This is a genomic window from Rhodanobacter sp. G2-10 (assembly GCF_055809185.1).
This window is the reverse complement of sequence record NZ_CM147900.1, coordinates 2,683,396-2,698,022: the sequence shown is the minus strand read 5'-3', so window position 1 is coordinate 2,698,022 and position 14,627 is coordinate 2,683,396. Positions and strand designations below refer to the sequence as shown.

Here is a 14,627-nt window from a genome sequence, read left to right as displayed (position 1 = left end):
TTCTGCCGCAGCGTGGAAGCACGCCGCGCCATCTACGACGCGCGACGCGCAAAGCGGTTAGGATTCGGAAACGGCGGCGGCCATGGCATGGCCGCAAGCGCAGCGTTTGAGGGGCAACTGGCGGATCGGGTCGCGGATGAAGGGCAAGGCCACATCGATCGACATTGCACACCTGGCCGGGGTCTCCCAGGCCACGGTGTCGCGTGCGCTCGCCGGTAGTCCGCTGGTCAATGAGGAAACCCGGCGGCGCATCCAGGCTGCCGCCGAGCAACTCAATTACAAACTCGACAAGAACGCGTCCAACCTGCGCCGGATGCACACCGGCACGCTGGCGCTGCTGTTTTTCGAAGACCCCACCGCCGACGAATCGCACATCAATCCGTTCTTCCTGTCGATGCTCGGTTCGATCACCCGTGCCTGCGCGCTGCAAGGCTACGACCTGCTGATCTCGTTCCAGCAGCTGTCCGATGACTGGCATGCCGATTTCGCCGACAGCAAGAAGGCCGACGGCTTGATCCTGCTCGGTTATGGCGATTACCTCGCCTATCGCGACAAGCTGGAAAAACTGGTCGAGCAGGGCACCCGTTTCGTGCGCTGGGGCGCGGTCCTGCCCGATCAGCCCGGCCTGTCCTTCGGCAGCGACAACGAGCGTGGCGGCAGGGAAGTGGCCGAGCACCTGCTCGAGCGCGGCTGTCGCCGGATCGCCTTCCTCGGCGATGCCTCCAGCCACTATCCGGAATTTTTCGGCCGCTATCGCGGCTACGTCGATGCGCTCACCGCCGCCGGCATCGAGGTCGATCCCGCCCTGCAGGAAAATGCCGAAAGCACCCAGCATTCCGGCTACGAGGCGATGCGCAACCTGATCATGCAGGAAGTCGGTTTCGATGCCGTCTTCGCCGCCAGCGACCTGATCGCGATCGGCGCCATGCGTGCGCTGAGCGACCACGGCCTGCGCGTACCGCAGGATGTCGCCCTGGTCGGCTTCGACGACATTGCCACGGCGAGTTTCGTGAACCCGCCGCTGACCACGGTGCTTCAGGACACCGGCCAGGCCGGTGCAGTGCTGGTCGACAGCCTGCTCGGGCTGATTCGGGGCGAGGCCGTGGAGAGCGAGGTGTTGCCGGTGAAACTGATGGTGCGGAAATCGAGTCTGCGGTGAACGGCGCAAGACGGGGTCTGCGCAGAGGTGGTTGCTCCAGCTCAGTGGCTATCCGTTTGCGGGTGCGAACCCTTGTCGCGACATCATCACAAGGTGGGTGGTCAACCCGCCGTCGGTCGTGGCGTTGCGGGTCCGCAGTCAAGTCGGGGTGGTATCGGCCGATAACCTGTTTGGGCTGATTCGGGGCGATTCGGTGGGCAGTGAGGTGTTGCCGGTGAAGTTGGCGGTGAGAAAGCCGAATTTGCGGTGGGGGCGCAAGTCCAGGGGAATCGGTGCGCGTGTGGAAATGCTCACGGCGCAGGGAAACGACGGAGGCTGACGCGCATGCCACCTGAGCGCTCTGTGACCAAAGATGCTGCATCCATCCCTGCCAGGTCCTGGATGGAACAGATTTCCGACCTGATCCTCACCACGGACCGGCGGCGGCGGATCCGGCTCACGCAGTGGGTGGTCGTCGCCGCGGTCTATGCCGGCAGCGTGCCGGTGGTGGGGTTCGGTCTCCGGTACGGATCTGCCAGCGTCTTCTCCTATTACTGCTGGGTCCTGTTCCTGACAATCTTCCTCATCTGCGTTTACGTGGCGCTGCGCAGCGGGTGGAGCGAACGACTCGTCGACCCCTCCCTGACCACGATACAGATGATGCTGGGGCTGGCAGGCGTTGAGTGGGCTTATGTGCTTTGCGGCCCCACGCGCAGCATGACCTTGTACCCGATGCTGTTGATCTTTGCCTTTGGCGCGTTCTCGCTGAGCTGGCGCCGGATCATGTGGCTCACGCTGCTGACTCTGGCGAGCCTTATCGTCACGGTGACGATACTGACCTTGTCCCGGCCCGCCAGTCTGGATCCGGCGGTCCGCGCCAGCGAGCTGTATATCGACGGGACCAACGTTCTGATGATGTCGATCGTGCTGCCAGCGGTCTCCGTCATCGCGGCGCAATTGTCGATCTTCCGGCGCAAACTCCGCTCGCAACATGCCGCTCTGAGCGAGGCACTGGAGGAAGTGCGGCGATTGGCGACGCACGATGACCTGACGGGGTTGGTCAATCGTCGCTACGCGGAGGATCGACTGGCGCACGAGCTGCACCGATTCCAGCGCTATGGCAATGCTTTCAGCGTCGCCATCATCGACCTCGACTTCTTCAAACGGATCAACGATACCCAGGGTCATCCGTTTGGTGACAGCGTGCTGCAGGCCTTCGCCAGGGAAGCGAGAGCCACGCTACGCGATTCGGACTTGATCGCGCGCTGGGGCGGAGAGGAGTTCCTGGTACTTCTGCCGGATACGCACGGCCCGCAGGCCGTGGTGATGATTCAGCGCCTGCTTTCGCAAATGCACAAGTTGCCCCATGGCAGTGCCCCGCCGTTGACGTTTTCCGCCGGGATAGCCGAGGTATCCCCGGATGAAACGGTGATCGAAGTCGTCGCTCGCGCAGACGAAGCCATGTACGAGGCGAAGCAATCCGGGCGCAACACGGTGCGGTTGCGTGAACCTGCAGTCCAGGAGCTTGGGTCGTAGAAGCCTTTGGACTGCGACAACGCACTCATCCAAAGCCTGCGCCTTTGGTCGGGCTTGCATGGAATGACCATGCAAGCCCTCCGACAGTCACACCCTGTGGCGACAGCCTCATCTCGCTCTCCAAAGATTGTGCGGCCCAAGCTCCCGGGAGCCTGGTCAGGCAGGCTCTGGGTCGGCGACGCGCCAGTTGTTACCGTGTCGTCTCCACGACGACCGCGGAATTCCACGGAGACGCTCCATGCAGACATTGGCCGACCTGATTCGCAGCGTGCCCGACTTTCCCCGCACCGGGGTCATGTTCCGCGACGTGAGCCCATTGCTGGCCAGTGCCAGCGGCTTTGCGCGTTGCATCGACGCACTGGCCGAACCCTGGCTGGGGCAGGGCGTGCAGGTGGTTGGCGGGATCGAGGCGCGCGGGTTCATTTTCGGCGCTGCACTCGCGTTGCGGTTGCAGGCGGGGTTCGTGCCCTTGCGCAAGCCGGGAAAGTTGCCGCCGCCGGTGCACTCGGTGGATTACGCGCTGGAATACGGCACCGATCGACTGGAGCTCCAGCACGAGGTGCTCCGGCCGGGCGAGCGGGTGCTGCTTCTCGACGATGTGCTGGCTACCGGAGGGACCCTGGTGGCGGGTGCGGAGCTGATCGAGCGTACGGGGGCCAAACTGATCGGGGCAGGCGTGGTGGTCGAGCTGACAGGCCTGAACGGGCGTTCACGCTGGGCAGAACGGGCGCCACTGCACAGTTTGCTGTGCTACTGAGCCCATCGACGTGCCGTTTCGTCGCAGTCGACGTGGGCGGGTTCGGGCCCTGTGCGAGAATACCGCACCGCGGCGCCGCCTTGGCGCACGCTCCGTACGCCACCGAGGTTACTGATGCTCAAGAGAATTTTGCTGCTGGGTTTGCTGGGCTCGGCGAGCCAGGCATTTGCCGCGACGGCGGCGGCGCCGGTGGTGGGCCCCACGATCACACCGGCGACGGTGCAGATGGTGCAGCAGGCGATCCGCAAGCTGTCGTCGAAGGTCGAGGTGGATTCGATCCAGCAAGCGCAGCTGCCCGGCTTCTATCAGGTGATCGCCTCGGGCCAGATGGTCTACATCAGCACCGACGGCAAGTATCTGATGCACGGTGATGTGGTGGATCTTGCGCAGCGCAGGAACCTCAGCGACGACGCCTGGGCGAAGTTCCGCAAGACGGCGCTGGCCAGGGTGCCGGCGTCACAGCGCATCATCTTCGCGCCGGCCAACCCCAAATACACCGTGACCGTGTTCACCGACGTCAACTGCGGGTTTTGCCGCGCCCTGCACGAGCATGTCGCCGCGTTCAACAAGGCCGGCATTGCAGTGGAATACCTGGCATGGCCACGCGAAGGGGTAACCACCACCTCGGGCAGCCTCACGCCGACCTACAAGGAGATGGTTTCGGTGTGGTGCGCCAAGGATCCCAAGGCCGCCCTGACGGCGGCAACCAAGGGCCACGCCCCGCCTGCGGCCACCTGCGCCAATCCGGTCAAGGACCAGTTCGAGCTGGGCTTGAAGCTCGGGGTCAGCGGTACGCCCACGATCTACGGCCCGGATGGCAACTCGCTGGGCGGCTATGTCACCCCGGAGCAATTGCTGAAATCGCTGCAGACGGGCGGTTGAGCTGATCGCAGGCTCGCGCGGCACCGGTTTATGCCGTATTGCAGCATCGGTTAGAATGGGCGTTTTCCCTGCACAGCGCCGTTACCCCGCATGATCGTTTTCGACGGGCAGAGCGCCCTCTCGCTGTTTCGCCTCGACCGCCTCAATGCCCGCCTCGATGCCCTGCATCGTGGCGTGCGGGTACAGGCCTCCTGGTACGTCTATATTCTCGACGTCGAGCATGCGCCCGAGGGCACGCTGCGCGAGCGGCTGCTGGCCGTGCTGGAAGCGAAGGATGCCCAGCCGCAGCCCGCCACGCTGTGGGTGGTGCCGCGACTGGGCACGATCTCGCCGTGGTCGAGCAAGGCGACCGACATCCTGCATGGCGCGGGCTTCGAGGTTCGTCGGGTCGAGCGCGGGCTGGCCTGGCAGATCACCGGCCTGCCGCCGGCCGATGCGCCGGATTACGCGGCGATCATGGCCGTTCTGCACGACGCGATGACGCAATCGGTGCTCAGCCGCATCGAGGACGCGCAGGGGCTGTTTCTCGCCGGCACGCCTGGTGATCTGGTGCACGTGGCGCTGGGGTCCGATCCGCAGGCGGCGCTGGCGGAGGCGAATCAGCGACTGGGCCTGGCCCTGGCCGACGACGAAATCGAATACCTGGTCGAGCGTTATGCCGAGCTGGGTCGCGATCCCAGCGACGCTGAACTTTTCATGTTCGCCCAGGCCAACTCCGAGCACTGCCGGCACAAGGTGTTCAACGCCAGCTGGACCGTGGATGGCGTGGAACAGGAAAAGACCCTGTTCGGCATGATCAAGCACACCCACCAGCAATCGCCGGCGCACACCTTGTCCGCCTACAGCGACAACGCGGCGGTGATCGAAGGCAGCCAGGGCCGGCGACTGCTTGCCGATCCGGATGACCGCGTGTGGCGCAGCCACGACGAGCGCATCGACTTCGCGATCAAGGTGGAGACGCACAACCACCCCACCGCGATCGCGCCCTGGCCCGGTGCGGCCACCGGCGCCGGCGGCGAAATCCGCGACGAGGGTGCCACCGGTCGTGGCGGCAAGCCGAAAGCCGGCCTCACCGGCTTCTCGGTGTCGGACCTGCGCATTCCCGGTCACCCGCAACCGTGGGAAGTGGAGCGCCCGCTGCCGCCGCGCATGGCCACCGCGTTCGAGATCATGCGCGACGGCCCGCTGGGCGCCGCCGCGTTCAACAACGAATTCGGCCGGCCCTGCCTGGGCGGTTATTTCCGCACCTACGAGAACGAGTTGCCCGGCCAGGTCGGCCTTCGCCGCGGTTACGACAAGCCGATCATGCTGGCTGGTGGCCTGGCCAACTTGCGCTCCGGCCATGTGTTGAAGCAGGCCGTGCAACCGGGCCACCTGGTGATCGTGCTGGGCGGCCCAGCGATGCTGATCGGGCTCGGCGGCGGTGCGGCCTCGTCGGTAGCCGGCGGCGCGTCGAGCGCGGAGCTGGATTTTGCCTCGGTGCAACGCGACAACGCCGAGATGGAACGGCGCTGCCAGGAAGTCATCGATGCCTGCTGCGCACGCGGCGAGCGCAATCCGATCGTCAGCGTGCACGACGTCGGCGCGGGCGGCCTCTCCAACGCGATCCCGGAGTTGCTCAACGACGCGGGCGTGGGCGGCGTGATCGACTTGTCGAAGATCCCCTGCGACGACCCCTCGCTGTCGCCGATGCAGGTGTGGAGCAACGAATCGCAGGAACGCTACGTGCTCGCGATTGCGCAGGCGGATCTACCCGACTTCGAAGCCATGTGCCAGCGCGAGCGCTGCCCCTATGCCGTCGTCGGCGAAGCCACCGCCGAGCGTCGCCTGCTGGTGACCCGCTCTGCAGTGGCTTCTGCCGAATCCCCAATCCCGGCTCTCAACAGCCTAACGGCTGGTCATCCCGATTCCCGTGAAACCGTGATCGACCTGCCCATGGACGTGCTGTTCGGCAAGCCGCCACGGATGCACCGCGATGCGCAGCGCGTCAAGCCGCGCATCGACCTGGTGCCCGATCTCACCGGCATCGACATGGACGAGGCGCTGCTGCGCGTGCTGCGATTGCCCACCGTCGGCAGCAAGAGTTTCCTGATCACGATCGGTGACCGCACCGTTGGCGGCCTCAACCATCGCGACCCGATGGTGGGCCCGTGGCAGGTGCCGGTGGCCGATTGCGCCGTGACCCTGGTCGATTTCGACGGCTATGCCGGCGAGGCGATGGCGATGGCCGAGCGTGCACCGGTGGCCCTGCTGAGCAGCGCCGATGCCGCGCGCCTGGCCGTGGGCGAGGCGATCACCAACCTGGCTGCCGCACCGATTGCGAGCCTGGGGGAAATCCGTTTGTCCGCGAACTGGATGGCTGCGGTCAACCATCCGGGCGAAGACGCGGCGCTGTTCGACGCGGTGCATGCGGTCGGCATGGAGCTGTGCCCGGAGCTGGATATCTCGATCCCGGTGGGCAAGGACTCGCTGTCCATGCAGACCGTGTGGATGGACGGTGAGCAGGAGCAGCGCACGGTGTCGCCGGTGTCGCTGGTGATCACCGGCTTTGCGCGGGTCGGCGACGTGCGCCGCACGCTCACGCCGCAGCTCAGGCTGGATCGCGGCGACTCCGATCTGTGGCTGATCGACCTCGGCGCGGGTCGTGACCGGCTCGGCGGCTCGGTGTTGACCCAGGCGTTCAACCGCAATGGTGGCGTGCCGCCGGATCTGGATGACCCGAAGCGTCTGAAGGCCTTGTTCGAGCTGATCCAGGAGGCGAATGCCAACGGTCTGCTGCTGGCTTATCACGACCGCTCCGACGGGGGTGTCATCACCACCTTGCTGGAGATGGCCTTTGCCGGTCATTGTGGCCTGGAGATCCGGCTCGATGGCTGGGCCGAGGCGACCCTGCGCGCACTGTTCAACGAGGAACTGGGCGCGGTGGTGCAAGTGGCCGAAGCCAATCGCGAGGCGTTCGAGACCTTGCTCGTGAAATACGGACTGGCGGTGGTGAGCCACCGCATCGGTCGACCGAAACAGAAGCTCGGTATCAAGCTGTTCCTGGGCGACGAGACGCTGTTCAAATGGAACTGGTGCACGCTGTACAAGGCGTGGCACGAAACCAGCTTTGCCATGCAGAACCTGCGCGACAATCCGCTCAGTGCCGAAGCCGAACTCGAATGGCGGATGGATGACACCGACCCCGGCATTTCGCCCAAGCTGAGCTTCGATCCGGCCGAGGACGTGGCTGCACCGCTGATCGCCAGCGGCGAGCGCCCGCGTATCGCGATCCTGCGCGAGCAGGGCGTCAATGGCCAGGTGGAGATGGCCGCCGCGTTCACCCGCGCCGGCTTCGATGCGGTCGACGTGCACATGTCCGACCTGGCCAGTGGTCGCGCGACCCTGGCGGACTTCCGTGGCCTCGCGGCGTGCGGCGGTTTTTCCTACGGCGACGTGCTCGGTGCAGGTCGTGGCTGGGCCACCTCGATCCTCTACAACGACATGCTGCGCGAGCAGTTCACGGCCTTCTTCGCCGACGAGAACAAGTTCGCGCTGGGTGTGTGCAACGGCTGCCAGATGCTCTCGCAGCTGAAGGAGATCATCCCGGGCGCACAGCATTGGCCGAAGTTCCTGCGCAACGCTTCCGAGCAGTACGAGTCGCGCGTCGCCACCCTGGAAATCCTCGATTCGCCGAGTATTTTCTTCAAGGGCATGGATGGTTCGCGGATTCCGGTAGCGGTGGCGCACGGCGAGGGCCGCGTCAGTTTTCCGCAAGCCTGCAGCCCGTCGAAATCCCATGGCGCGGTGCGTTTCGTCGACAACCGCGGCAAGCCGACCGAGAAGTTCCCGCTCAACACCAACGGTTCACCCGGAGGCCTGGCCGGCTTCACCGCCGCCGACGGCCGGGTGACGATCATGATGCCGCATCCCGAGCGCGTGTTCCGCAGCGTGCAGCTGAGCTGGTGCCCGGACTCGTGGGGTGAGGATTCGCCGTGGATGCGCATGTTCCGCAACGCCCGGGTGTGGTGCGGCTGATCCGCTCTGCATGGCCGGGGCGCTGAGCCATGACTCGGCGCCAACCGGCGTGGGCGACCGCGTTGTACATCCTGCTCTGGGTGCTGCTGCTGGCGCTGTTGCCATGGTGGCTGGGCCTGCCCTTGCTGTTTGCGCTGGTAGCCGCGGCCTTGCTGCTGCAGCACCGGCTGGCGCCAGGTCATCTCGGCTTGATCCGCCACGCGCTGCGCTGCGGGCTGGCCGGATGGCTTTTGGCCTTGCTGCTCACCCTGGGTGGTGGCGTCCCCGGCTGGGGCGCGCTGCTGCTCGGGGCGCTCGCGGGCTACACTTTGCTGGCGGGACTGGACACCTGGCTCAAGCGTGACCAGCCACGCAGCACGGCTCCCGCGGAAACGACTGACTGGCCTGAACTCGCGCACGCCCAGACTGGACCACCCGCGGAAATCATCGAGCTCAAGACACCGGCATGGCAGCCGGTGGATCGCGAACTGCGTGATCCGCAAGGTGGCCTGGTGGATTGCCGCGCTGAAGTTTGCCAGTTCGACAACGGCGAGCGTGTCGATGCATCGCCTGCATCGGCCGGGTTTGCCCAGGTCTGCTTCAGCCCCGAAGGGCGCTGGTTTGCCGCATGCACGGCGGATCAGCGCGTACTCACATTGTGGGACCGCCAACGCGATCGTCGACATCGGCTGCGCGGCCGGCTACTGAGTGGCTGGCATCACGAGCAGCCCTGGCTGAGTCGTCGCGACGACGACATGCCGCTGTCCCTGCACGCCGTGCTTGGTCGTGACGACGACGATTGAGCCGCGTTGACCTCGCGATTCATCCGGTAGCACAAAGCCTCAAACCGCTCGTGCGGCGCGACCCCTGTTTCCCTTCCCCCGCTTGGTGGGGGAAGGTGCCGAAGGCGGAAGGGGGCGCTCTTGATCCTGGTCGAGCCCGGCAAGAGCACCCCCATCAGCCCTCCGGGCAGCTTCCCCCGCGCCGCGGGGGAAGCGGTGCACCGTTTGGCATGGCGGCAAAATCCGACGACTCCGCATCCGGAGCATGTTTCCCTTCCCCCGCCAGGCGGGGGAAGGTGCCGAAGGCGGAAAGGGGCGCTCTTGATCCTGGTCGAGCCCGGCAAGAGCGCCCCCATCAGCCCTCCGGGCAGCTTCCCCCGCGCCGCGGGGGAAGCGGTGCACCGTTTGGCATGGCGGCAAAATCCGACGACTCCGCATCCGGAGCAAGTTTCCCTTCCCCCGCCAGGCGGGGGAAGGTGCCGAAGGCGGAAGGGGGCGCTCTTGATCCTGGTCGAGCCCAGCAAGAGCACCCCCATCAGCCCTCCGGGCAGCTTCCCCCGCGCCGCGGGGGAAGCGGTGCACCGTTTGGCATGGCGGCAAAATCCGACGACTCCGCATCCGGAGCAAGTTTCCCTTCCCCTGCCTGGCCGGGGGAAGGTGCCGAAGGCGGAAGGGGGCGCTCTTGATCCTGGTCGAGCCCGGCGAGAGCACCCCCATCAGCCCTCCGGGCAGCTTCCCCCGCGCCGCGGGGGAAGCGGTGCACCGTTTGGCATGGCGGCAAAACCCGACGACTCCGCATCCGGAGCATGTTTCCCTTCCCCTGCCTGGCCGGGGGAAGGTGCCGAAGGCGGAAGGGGGCGCTCTTGATCCTGGTCGAGCCCGGCAAGAGCGCCCCCATCAGCCCTCCGGGCAGCTTCCCACGCGCCGCGGGGGAAGCGACACAACGTTTGGCATGGCGGCGAAGCCGGATTCGACGCCTTCTTGCCCGCCCGGCAGTTTTCCCGCCAAGCGCCAACGCGCATACTTGTGCGATGGATAACGCCGACTTCCAGCACTCACTCTCCTCGCCGGCACTGAGCGTGATCATGGTGGCTGCCGACAGCGGGCCGGAGCTGCGTGAAAGCGTGCACCTCATTCTCGCGAGCAGCCTGTCGCTGGAATTGATCCTGGTGGACAACGCCTCACTGGACGGTGTGCCCCCGGCGATCGAACGCGCGCGTGAGCATGACGAGCGATTGAAAGTGACCTACAACCATCGCAATCTCGGCTTTGGTCCCGCTGTGAATGTCGGGGCGAAACACGCGAAGGGTCGTTCGCTGTTGATCCTCAACCCCGATTGCCTGCCCGACGAGAGTGACCTGCAGCGTCTGCTGGCCTTGCAGGCGGCCAGCCCCAAGGCCGGCTTGATCGGTGCGGTAGTCTGCGATGCGGATGGTCGCCCCGATCCGGCATCCTGGCGACGTGATCCGCTGTTGCAGCGATCACTCAACACCTTGCTGGGGCGACCCGGCGAGAAGGTACAGGTGGAGCAGGAAATCCCCGCCGAAGCGATCCAGGTCGAAGCGATCTCCGGTGCCTTGATGTTGATGACGCGCGAGATGTTCGATCGCCTCGGCGGCTTCGACGAAAAGTACTTCCTGCATTGCGAGGATCTCGACCTGTGCCGTCGCGTGCGCGACATCGGCTATCAGGTGCTGCTGGCGGGTGACGTGCGCGTGGCGCACGGCAAGGGCAGTTCAAGCCGGCACCGACCCGTCTTCGTCAGCCGACACAAGCACCGCGGCATGTGGCGATGGTTCCGCCTGCATGATCCAGCTGCACGCAAGCCGCTGATCGCAGCAATGGTGTGGCTGGGTATCTGGACGCATTTTCTGATGCAGATCCCGAGCCAGTCGTGGCGGCTGTGGGTGAAGAGGGGAAGTGGAGAATCCCGCGAGGATGCTTCCCTGCGGTAGCGGGAAACGCGAAGTAGGTCGCGTACCCTTGCTGCGCTATCGTGGCGCATCGACTTGTTAGTGATCGGTCGGCATTCATTTGGTATTGCAGGTCGCCAAAATCTGCTTTCCCGTTTCCCGTTTCCCGTTGTCCAAGAGACCCCATGCCCTCAGCTCGCGCGACCACCATTCTTGCAACGCTGGGCCTGGTCGTGATGACGGCTGTCTGGGGTTCGACCTTCGTGTTGATCAAGGACGTGGTCAGCCGGATGCCGGTAGCGGATTTTCTCGCCGTGCGTTTCGCCGTGGCGGCACTGGCGATGCTGGCACTGTTTCCGCGCCAGACGTGGCGCCTCGGTCGCGCACAGATCCTGCGCGGGCTCCTGCTGGGTGCGATCTACGGTATCGGTCAGTTGTTGCAGACCTGGGGCCTGGCGCTGATTTCGCCCAGCGTCAGCGGCTTTGCCACCGGCATGTATGTGGTGTTCACGCCAATCCTTGCGCTGGTGCTGTTGCGCCAACAGGTGGCCGGCATTGTGTGGTTGGCCGTCGCGCTGGCGACGGTGGGTCTCGCGTTGCTCACACTCAACGGCATCGAAGTCGGCTTGGGCGTGTGGCTGACCCTCGCCTCGGCGGCGTTCTATGCACTGCACATCGTGCTGCTCGGCCAGTGGTCGCGCCAGGGCGAAGCGTTCGGCCTCTCCGCCGTGCAGATGGTGGCGATCGCGCTGGTCTGCCTGCTCGCCACCGCGCCGCATGGCCCCGTGCTGCCGCCCGATCTCGGCGCCTGGATTGCGATCTTGTACATGGCGCTGATTGCCGGCGCTGGCGCGATGCTGATGCAGACCTGGGCGCAATCGCATTTGCCTGCGGCGCGCGCCGCGATCGTGATGACCACCGAGCCGGTGTTCGCTGCGGCCTTCGCGGTCTTGCTTGGTGTGGATGTGTTGAGTTGGCGCATGCTGGTGGGCGGCGGGTTGATTCTGGCCGCGATGTATCTGGTCGAATTGTTGCCGCGGCGCAAGGGTGACTCTGAGGTGCCACCGGCTGAGGCGGTGCACCACGAGGTGTGATCGCGCGGCTGGACTTGTTCGATCCTGCCGCTTCGACGGATCGGGAATCGTTCCAGCAACGCGTGTTCGGCTTTGCCCGTCAGTTCTTTGAATCAAGAGCGATTCGTCCTCCTGCGGAGGGCGAATCGCTCTTGATTCAATCACGACGCACGAAACAGGCAGTTGAGCAGGCCTGACCCGATCAGCTCGAGTTTTCGGCTAGGCATGGCAATACCTTCCGCAGCGTGAGCCGCTTGACGCCAACCCCCCACTCTCGTCACATTGCCCCCATGAATCTCCTGCTGCTCCGCAACGCGCTGGTCTACGCCCCCGAACCGCAAGGTCACCAGCACCTGCTGTTGGGCGGCGGTCGCATCCTGTGGATGGGCGCCGAACTGGCCGACCTGCCAGCGGCGTTGTCGGTGGAAACGATCGACCTGGAGGGGCGTCGACTCGTGCCCGGCCTGATCGACGCACATGTGCACGTCACCGGTGGTGGCGGCGAAGCGGGTTTCCGCACTCGCGTGCCACCGCAGGGCGTGTCGCGTTTCACTCGTGCCGGCATCACCACCGTGGTCGGCCTGCTCGGTACCGACGACGTGGCACGTGGGCCGCAGGACCTGCTGGCTACCGTATACGGACTGCGCGAAGAGGGCCTGAGTGCGTTCGCCTTCAGCGGCGGCTATCACGTGCCGCCGCGCACGTTGACCGGCAGCGTGCGTGGGGACCTGGTCTTCATCGAGGCCCTGATCGGGCTGGGCGAGGTGGCGATCAGCGACCACCGGTCCAGTCAGCCCACCCTGGACGAATTGCTGCGACTCGCAGCGGATGCGCATGTGGCGGGACTGATGACCGGCAAGGCCGGTATCGTGCATCTGCATCTGGGCGATGGGCCGCGCGGACTTGAACTGGTGCGCCGGGCGCTGGCGCAGAGCGAGCTGCCGCCGCGGGTGTTTCATCCGACCCACGTGAACCGGCGCAAGGCGCTGTTCGACGAAGCGCTGGCGTTAGCGGCGCAAGGCTGCACGGTGGACCTCACCGCGTTCCCGGTGGAGGAGGACGAGGATGCATGGAGCGCGGCGGATGGCTTGTTGCGCTATCTGGACAGCGACGCGCCAGCAGAACACATCACGGTCAGCTCCGACGCCGGCGGCTGCCTGCCGGTGTTCAATGCGGACGGACATGTCTGCCGGATGGGCGTGGGCGAATCGGGCGCGTTGCTGGAAACATTGAACGAGGTGCTCCGCCGCGGCGTGCCGCTGGAGCGCGCGCTGCCCGCCTTCACCAGCAATCCTGCGCGGCTGCTGCGGTTGTCGCGCAAGGGCCGGATCGAGGTAGGCGCCGATGCTGATCTGCTGGTGCTTGATGCCGATGGCACGGTGCACGACGTGCTGGCTGGTGGGGTGGTGCATCTACGTGATGGCCGGATCCAGCACCGCGGCATGTTCGAATCGGCGGACTGATACGCGTTGAGCGGGGCGGCGACACGGCTGCAGCGACCGGTGCGATACAATGGAGGTTTGAGAACATCCCCATGATGGGTTTTCAAGGTACCCATGGGGTCGTTTGTGCCAATCCGGTTGGCCGAATCAGAACAAGGCAAAGAGCGCATGTGTCCAAGCAGGGTCCAAGAGGGTGAGCAGCGCGGCTGGATCGTTCCGATCGGCGGCGCCGAACACAAGGAACATGATGCACGCATCCTGGAGCGCTTTGTCGCCCTGTGCGGTGGCAGCGCGGCGGATATCGTGGTCATCCCCACAGCCAGCCAGTTGCCCGATACCGGTACGCGCTACGAGCAGATATTTTCCGGGCTGGGTGCAGGCCGCGTCACCGCGCTGGATTTCGACACGCGGCGCGACGCCACCGAAGCGAACCGGCTGGAGCGTATCGAACAGGCCAGCGGCATCTTTTTCACCGGCGGCAACCAGCTGCGCATCGCGACCCTGATCGGCGGCACCCCGATCGCCAAGCTGATCCGCTCGCGCAATTCGCAAGGCGTACACGTGGGCGGCACCAGTGCCGGCGCCAGCATTCTCAGCGAGCACATGATCGCGTTCGGCAAGGAGGGCTCGTCGCCCACCGCCGGCAGCGTGCGGTTGGCGCCTGGCCTGGGCCTGACCAACCGCTTCGTGATCGACCAGCATTTTCGCCAGCGCGACCGGCTCGGCCGCCTGCTGGCGGCGCTGGCGTACAACCCGTTTGCCGTCGGCATCGGCCTGGACGAAGACACCGCCGCGTTCATCCGACCGGACAATACGCTGGAAGTCGAGGGCAGCGGCGCAGTCACCGTGGTCGATGCCAGCGAACTGCAGTTTTCCTCGATGGATCAGGCCAGCGAGGATGAGCCGATCTGCCTGCTCGGGCTGAAAATCCATATCCTGATCGCCGGCGCCACCTTCAACCTGCACACGCGGCGTGCCTCCTCGGGCACACTGGCAGTGAACAAGAACGCCCATTGATGCCACGGCGCCGGTCGGGCGCCTGACAGATTCGCGAGGAGTTGCAAGGCTGGCCCGGGCATGTCACACCCGGTCCGGGTTTTCGAATATC

At 65.6% G+C, this 14,627-nt stretch carries 10 protein-coding genes; all 10 read left to right on the top strand.

Annotation, left to right across the window (positions count from 1 at the left end):
• Positions 1-136: 136 nt before the first annotated feature.
• The 10 genes from AC0L58_RS12285 (at position 137) to AC0L58_RS12240 (ending at position 14,536) form a co-directional block, all read left to right on the top strand.
• The gene (locus AC0L58_RS12285; RefSeq protein WP_473688719.1) at positions 137-1,159 is read left to right on the top strand and encodes a LacI family DNA-binding transcriptional regulator; all 1,023 of its coding nucleotides are present in this window, start codon (positions 137-139) and stop codon (positions 1,157-1,159) included.
• 324 nt (positions 1,160-1,483) lie between these two features.
• Positions 1,484-2,674 (top strand): GGDEF domain-containing protein, encoded by a 1,191-nt coding sequence (locus AC0L58_RS12280; protein WP_473683779.1) that lies wholly within the window; start codon positions 1,484-1,486, stop codon positions 2,672-2,674.
• A 238-nt stretch (positions 2,675-2,912) separates the two neighbouring features.
• Positions 2,913-3,431: an adenine phosphoribosyltransferase gene (locus AC0L58_RS12275; protein WP_473683777.1), complete on the top strand. Its 519-nt coding sequence runs from the start codon at positions 2,913-2,915 to the stop codon at positions 3,429-3,431.
• Between the two features lie 114 nt (positions 3,432-3,545).
• Entirely contained in the window at positions 3,546-4,313 is a 768-nt protein-coding gene (locus tag AC0L58_RS12270) for a DsbC family protein (protein WP_473683775.1), read from the top strand.
• Between the two features lie 90 nt (positions 4,314-4,403).
• Complete coding sequence (gene purL, locus AC0L58_RS12265; RefSeq protein ID WP_473683773.1) at positions 4,404-8,330, top strand: phosphoribosylformylglycinamidine synthase; 3,927 nt, start codon at positions 4,404-4,406, stop codon at positions 8,328-8,330.
• Between the two features lie 29 nt (positions 8,331-8,359).
• Positions 8,360-9,112, top strand: coding sequence for a hypothetical protein (locus tag AC0L58_RS12260; RefSeq protein ID WP_473683771.1), 753 nt, complete (start codon positions 8,360-8,362; stop codon positions 9,110-9,112).
• 1,010 nt (positions 9,113-10,122) lie between these two features.
• Positions 10,123-11,046 carry a glycosyltransferase family 2 protein gene (locus AC0L58_RS12255; RefSeq protein ID WP_473683769.1) on the top strand — a complete coding sequence of 308 codons (924 nt, stop codon included), beginning with the start codon at positions 10,123-10,125 and terminating at the stop codon, positions 11,044-11,046.
• A gap of 143 nt (positions 11,047-11,189) precedes the next feature.
• Entirely contained in the window at positions 11,190-12,098 is a 909-nt protein-coding gene (locus tag AC0L58_RS12250) for a DMT family transporter (protein WP_473683767.1), read from the top strand.
• Between the two features lie 269 nt (positions 12,099-12,367).
• Complete coding sequence (gene iadA, locus AC0L58_RS12245) at positions 12,368-13,540, top strand: beta-aspartyl-peptidase (RefSeq protein WP_473683765.1); 1,173 nt, start codon at positions 12,368-12,370, stop codon at positions 13,538-13,540.
• A gap of 147 nt (positions 13,541-13,687) precedes the next feature.
• Positions 13,688-14,536, top strand: a complete 849-nt coding sequence (locus AC0L58_RS12240) for a cyanophycinase (protein ID WP_473683763.1) — start codon at positions 13,688-13,690, stop codon at positions 14,534-14,536.
• Positions 14,537-14,627: the final 91 nt, after the last annotated feature.

Bases quoted from the DNA above. Each gene is read 5' to 3' on its own strand.
- AC0L58_RS12270 (WP_473683775.1), top strand. From the start codon at position 3,546: ATGCTCAAGAGAATTTTGCTGCTGGGTTTGCTGGGCTCGGCGAGCCAG.
- AC0L58_RS12255 (WP_473683769.1), top strand. From the start codon at position 10,123: ATGGATAACGCCGACTTCCAGCACTCACTCTCCTCGCCGGCACTGAGC.
- AC0L58_RS12240 (WP_473683763.1), top strand. From the start codon at position 13,688: ATGTGTCCAAGCAGGGTCCAAGAGGGTGAGCAGCGCGGCTGGATCGTT.
- AC0L58_RS12280 (WP_473683779.1), top strand. From the start codon at position 1,484: ATGCCACCTGAGCGCTCTGTGACCAAAGATGCTGCATCCATCCCTGCC.
- AC0L58_RS12260 (WP_473683771.1), top strand. From the start codon at position 8,360: ATGACTCGGCGCCAACCGGCGTGGGCGACCGCGTTGTACATCCTGCTC.
- purL (WP_473683773.1), top strand. From the start codon at position 4,404: ATGATCGTTTTCGACGGGCAGAGCGCCCTCTCGCTGTTTCGCCTCGAC.
- AC0L58_RS12250 (WP_473683767.1), top strand. From the start codon at position 11,190: ATGCCCTCAGCTCGCGCGACCACCATTCTTGCAACGCTGGGCCTGGTC.
- AC0L58_RS12275 (WP_473683777.1), top strand. From the start codon at position 2,913: ATGCAGACATTGGCCGACCTGATTCGCAGCGTGCCCGACTTTCCCCGC.
- iadA (WP_473683765.1), top strand. From the start codon at position 12,368: ATGAATCTCCTGCTGCTCCGCAACGCGCTGGTCTACGCCCCCGAACCG.
- AC0L58_RS12285 (WP_473688719.1), top strand. From the start codon at position 137: ATGAAGGGCAAGGCCACATCGATCGACATTGCACACCTGGCCGGGGTC.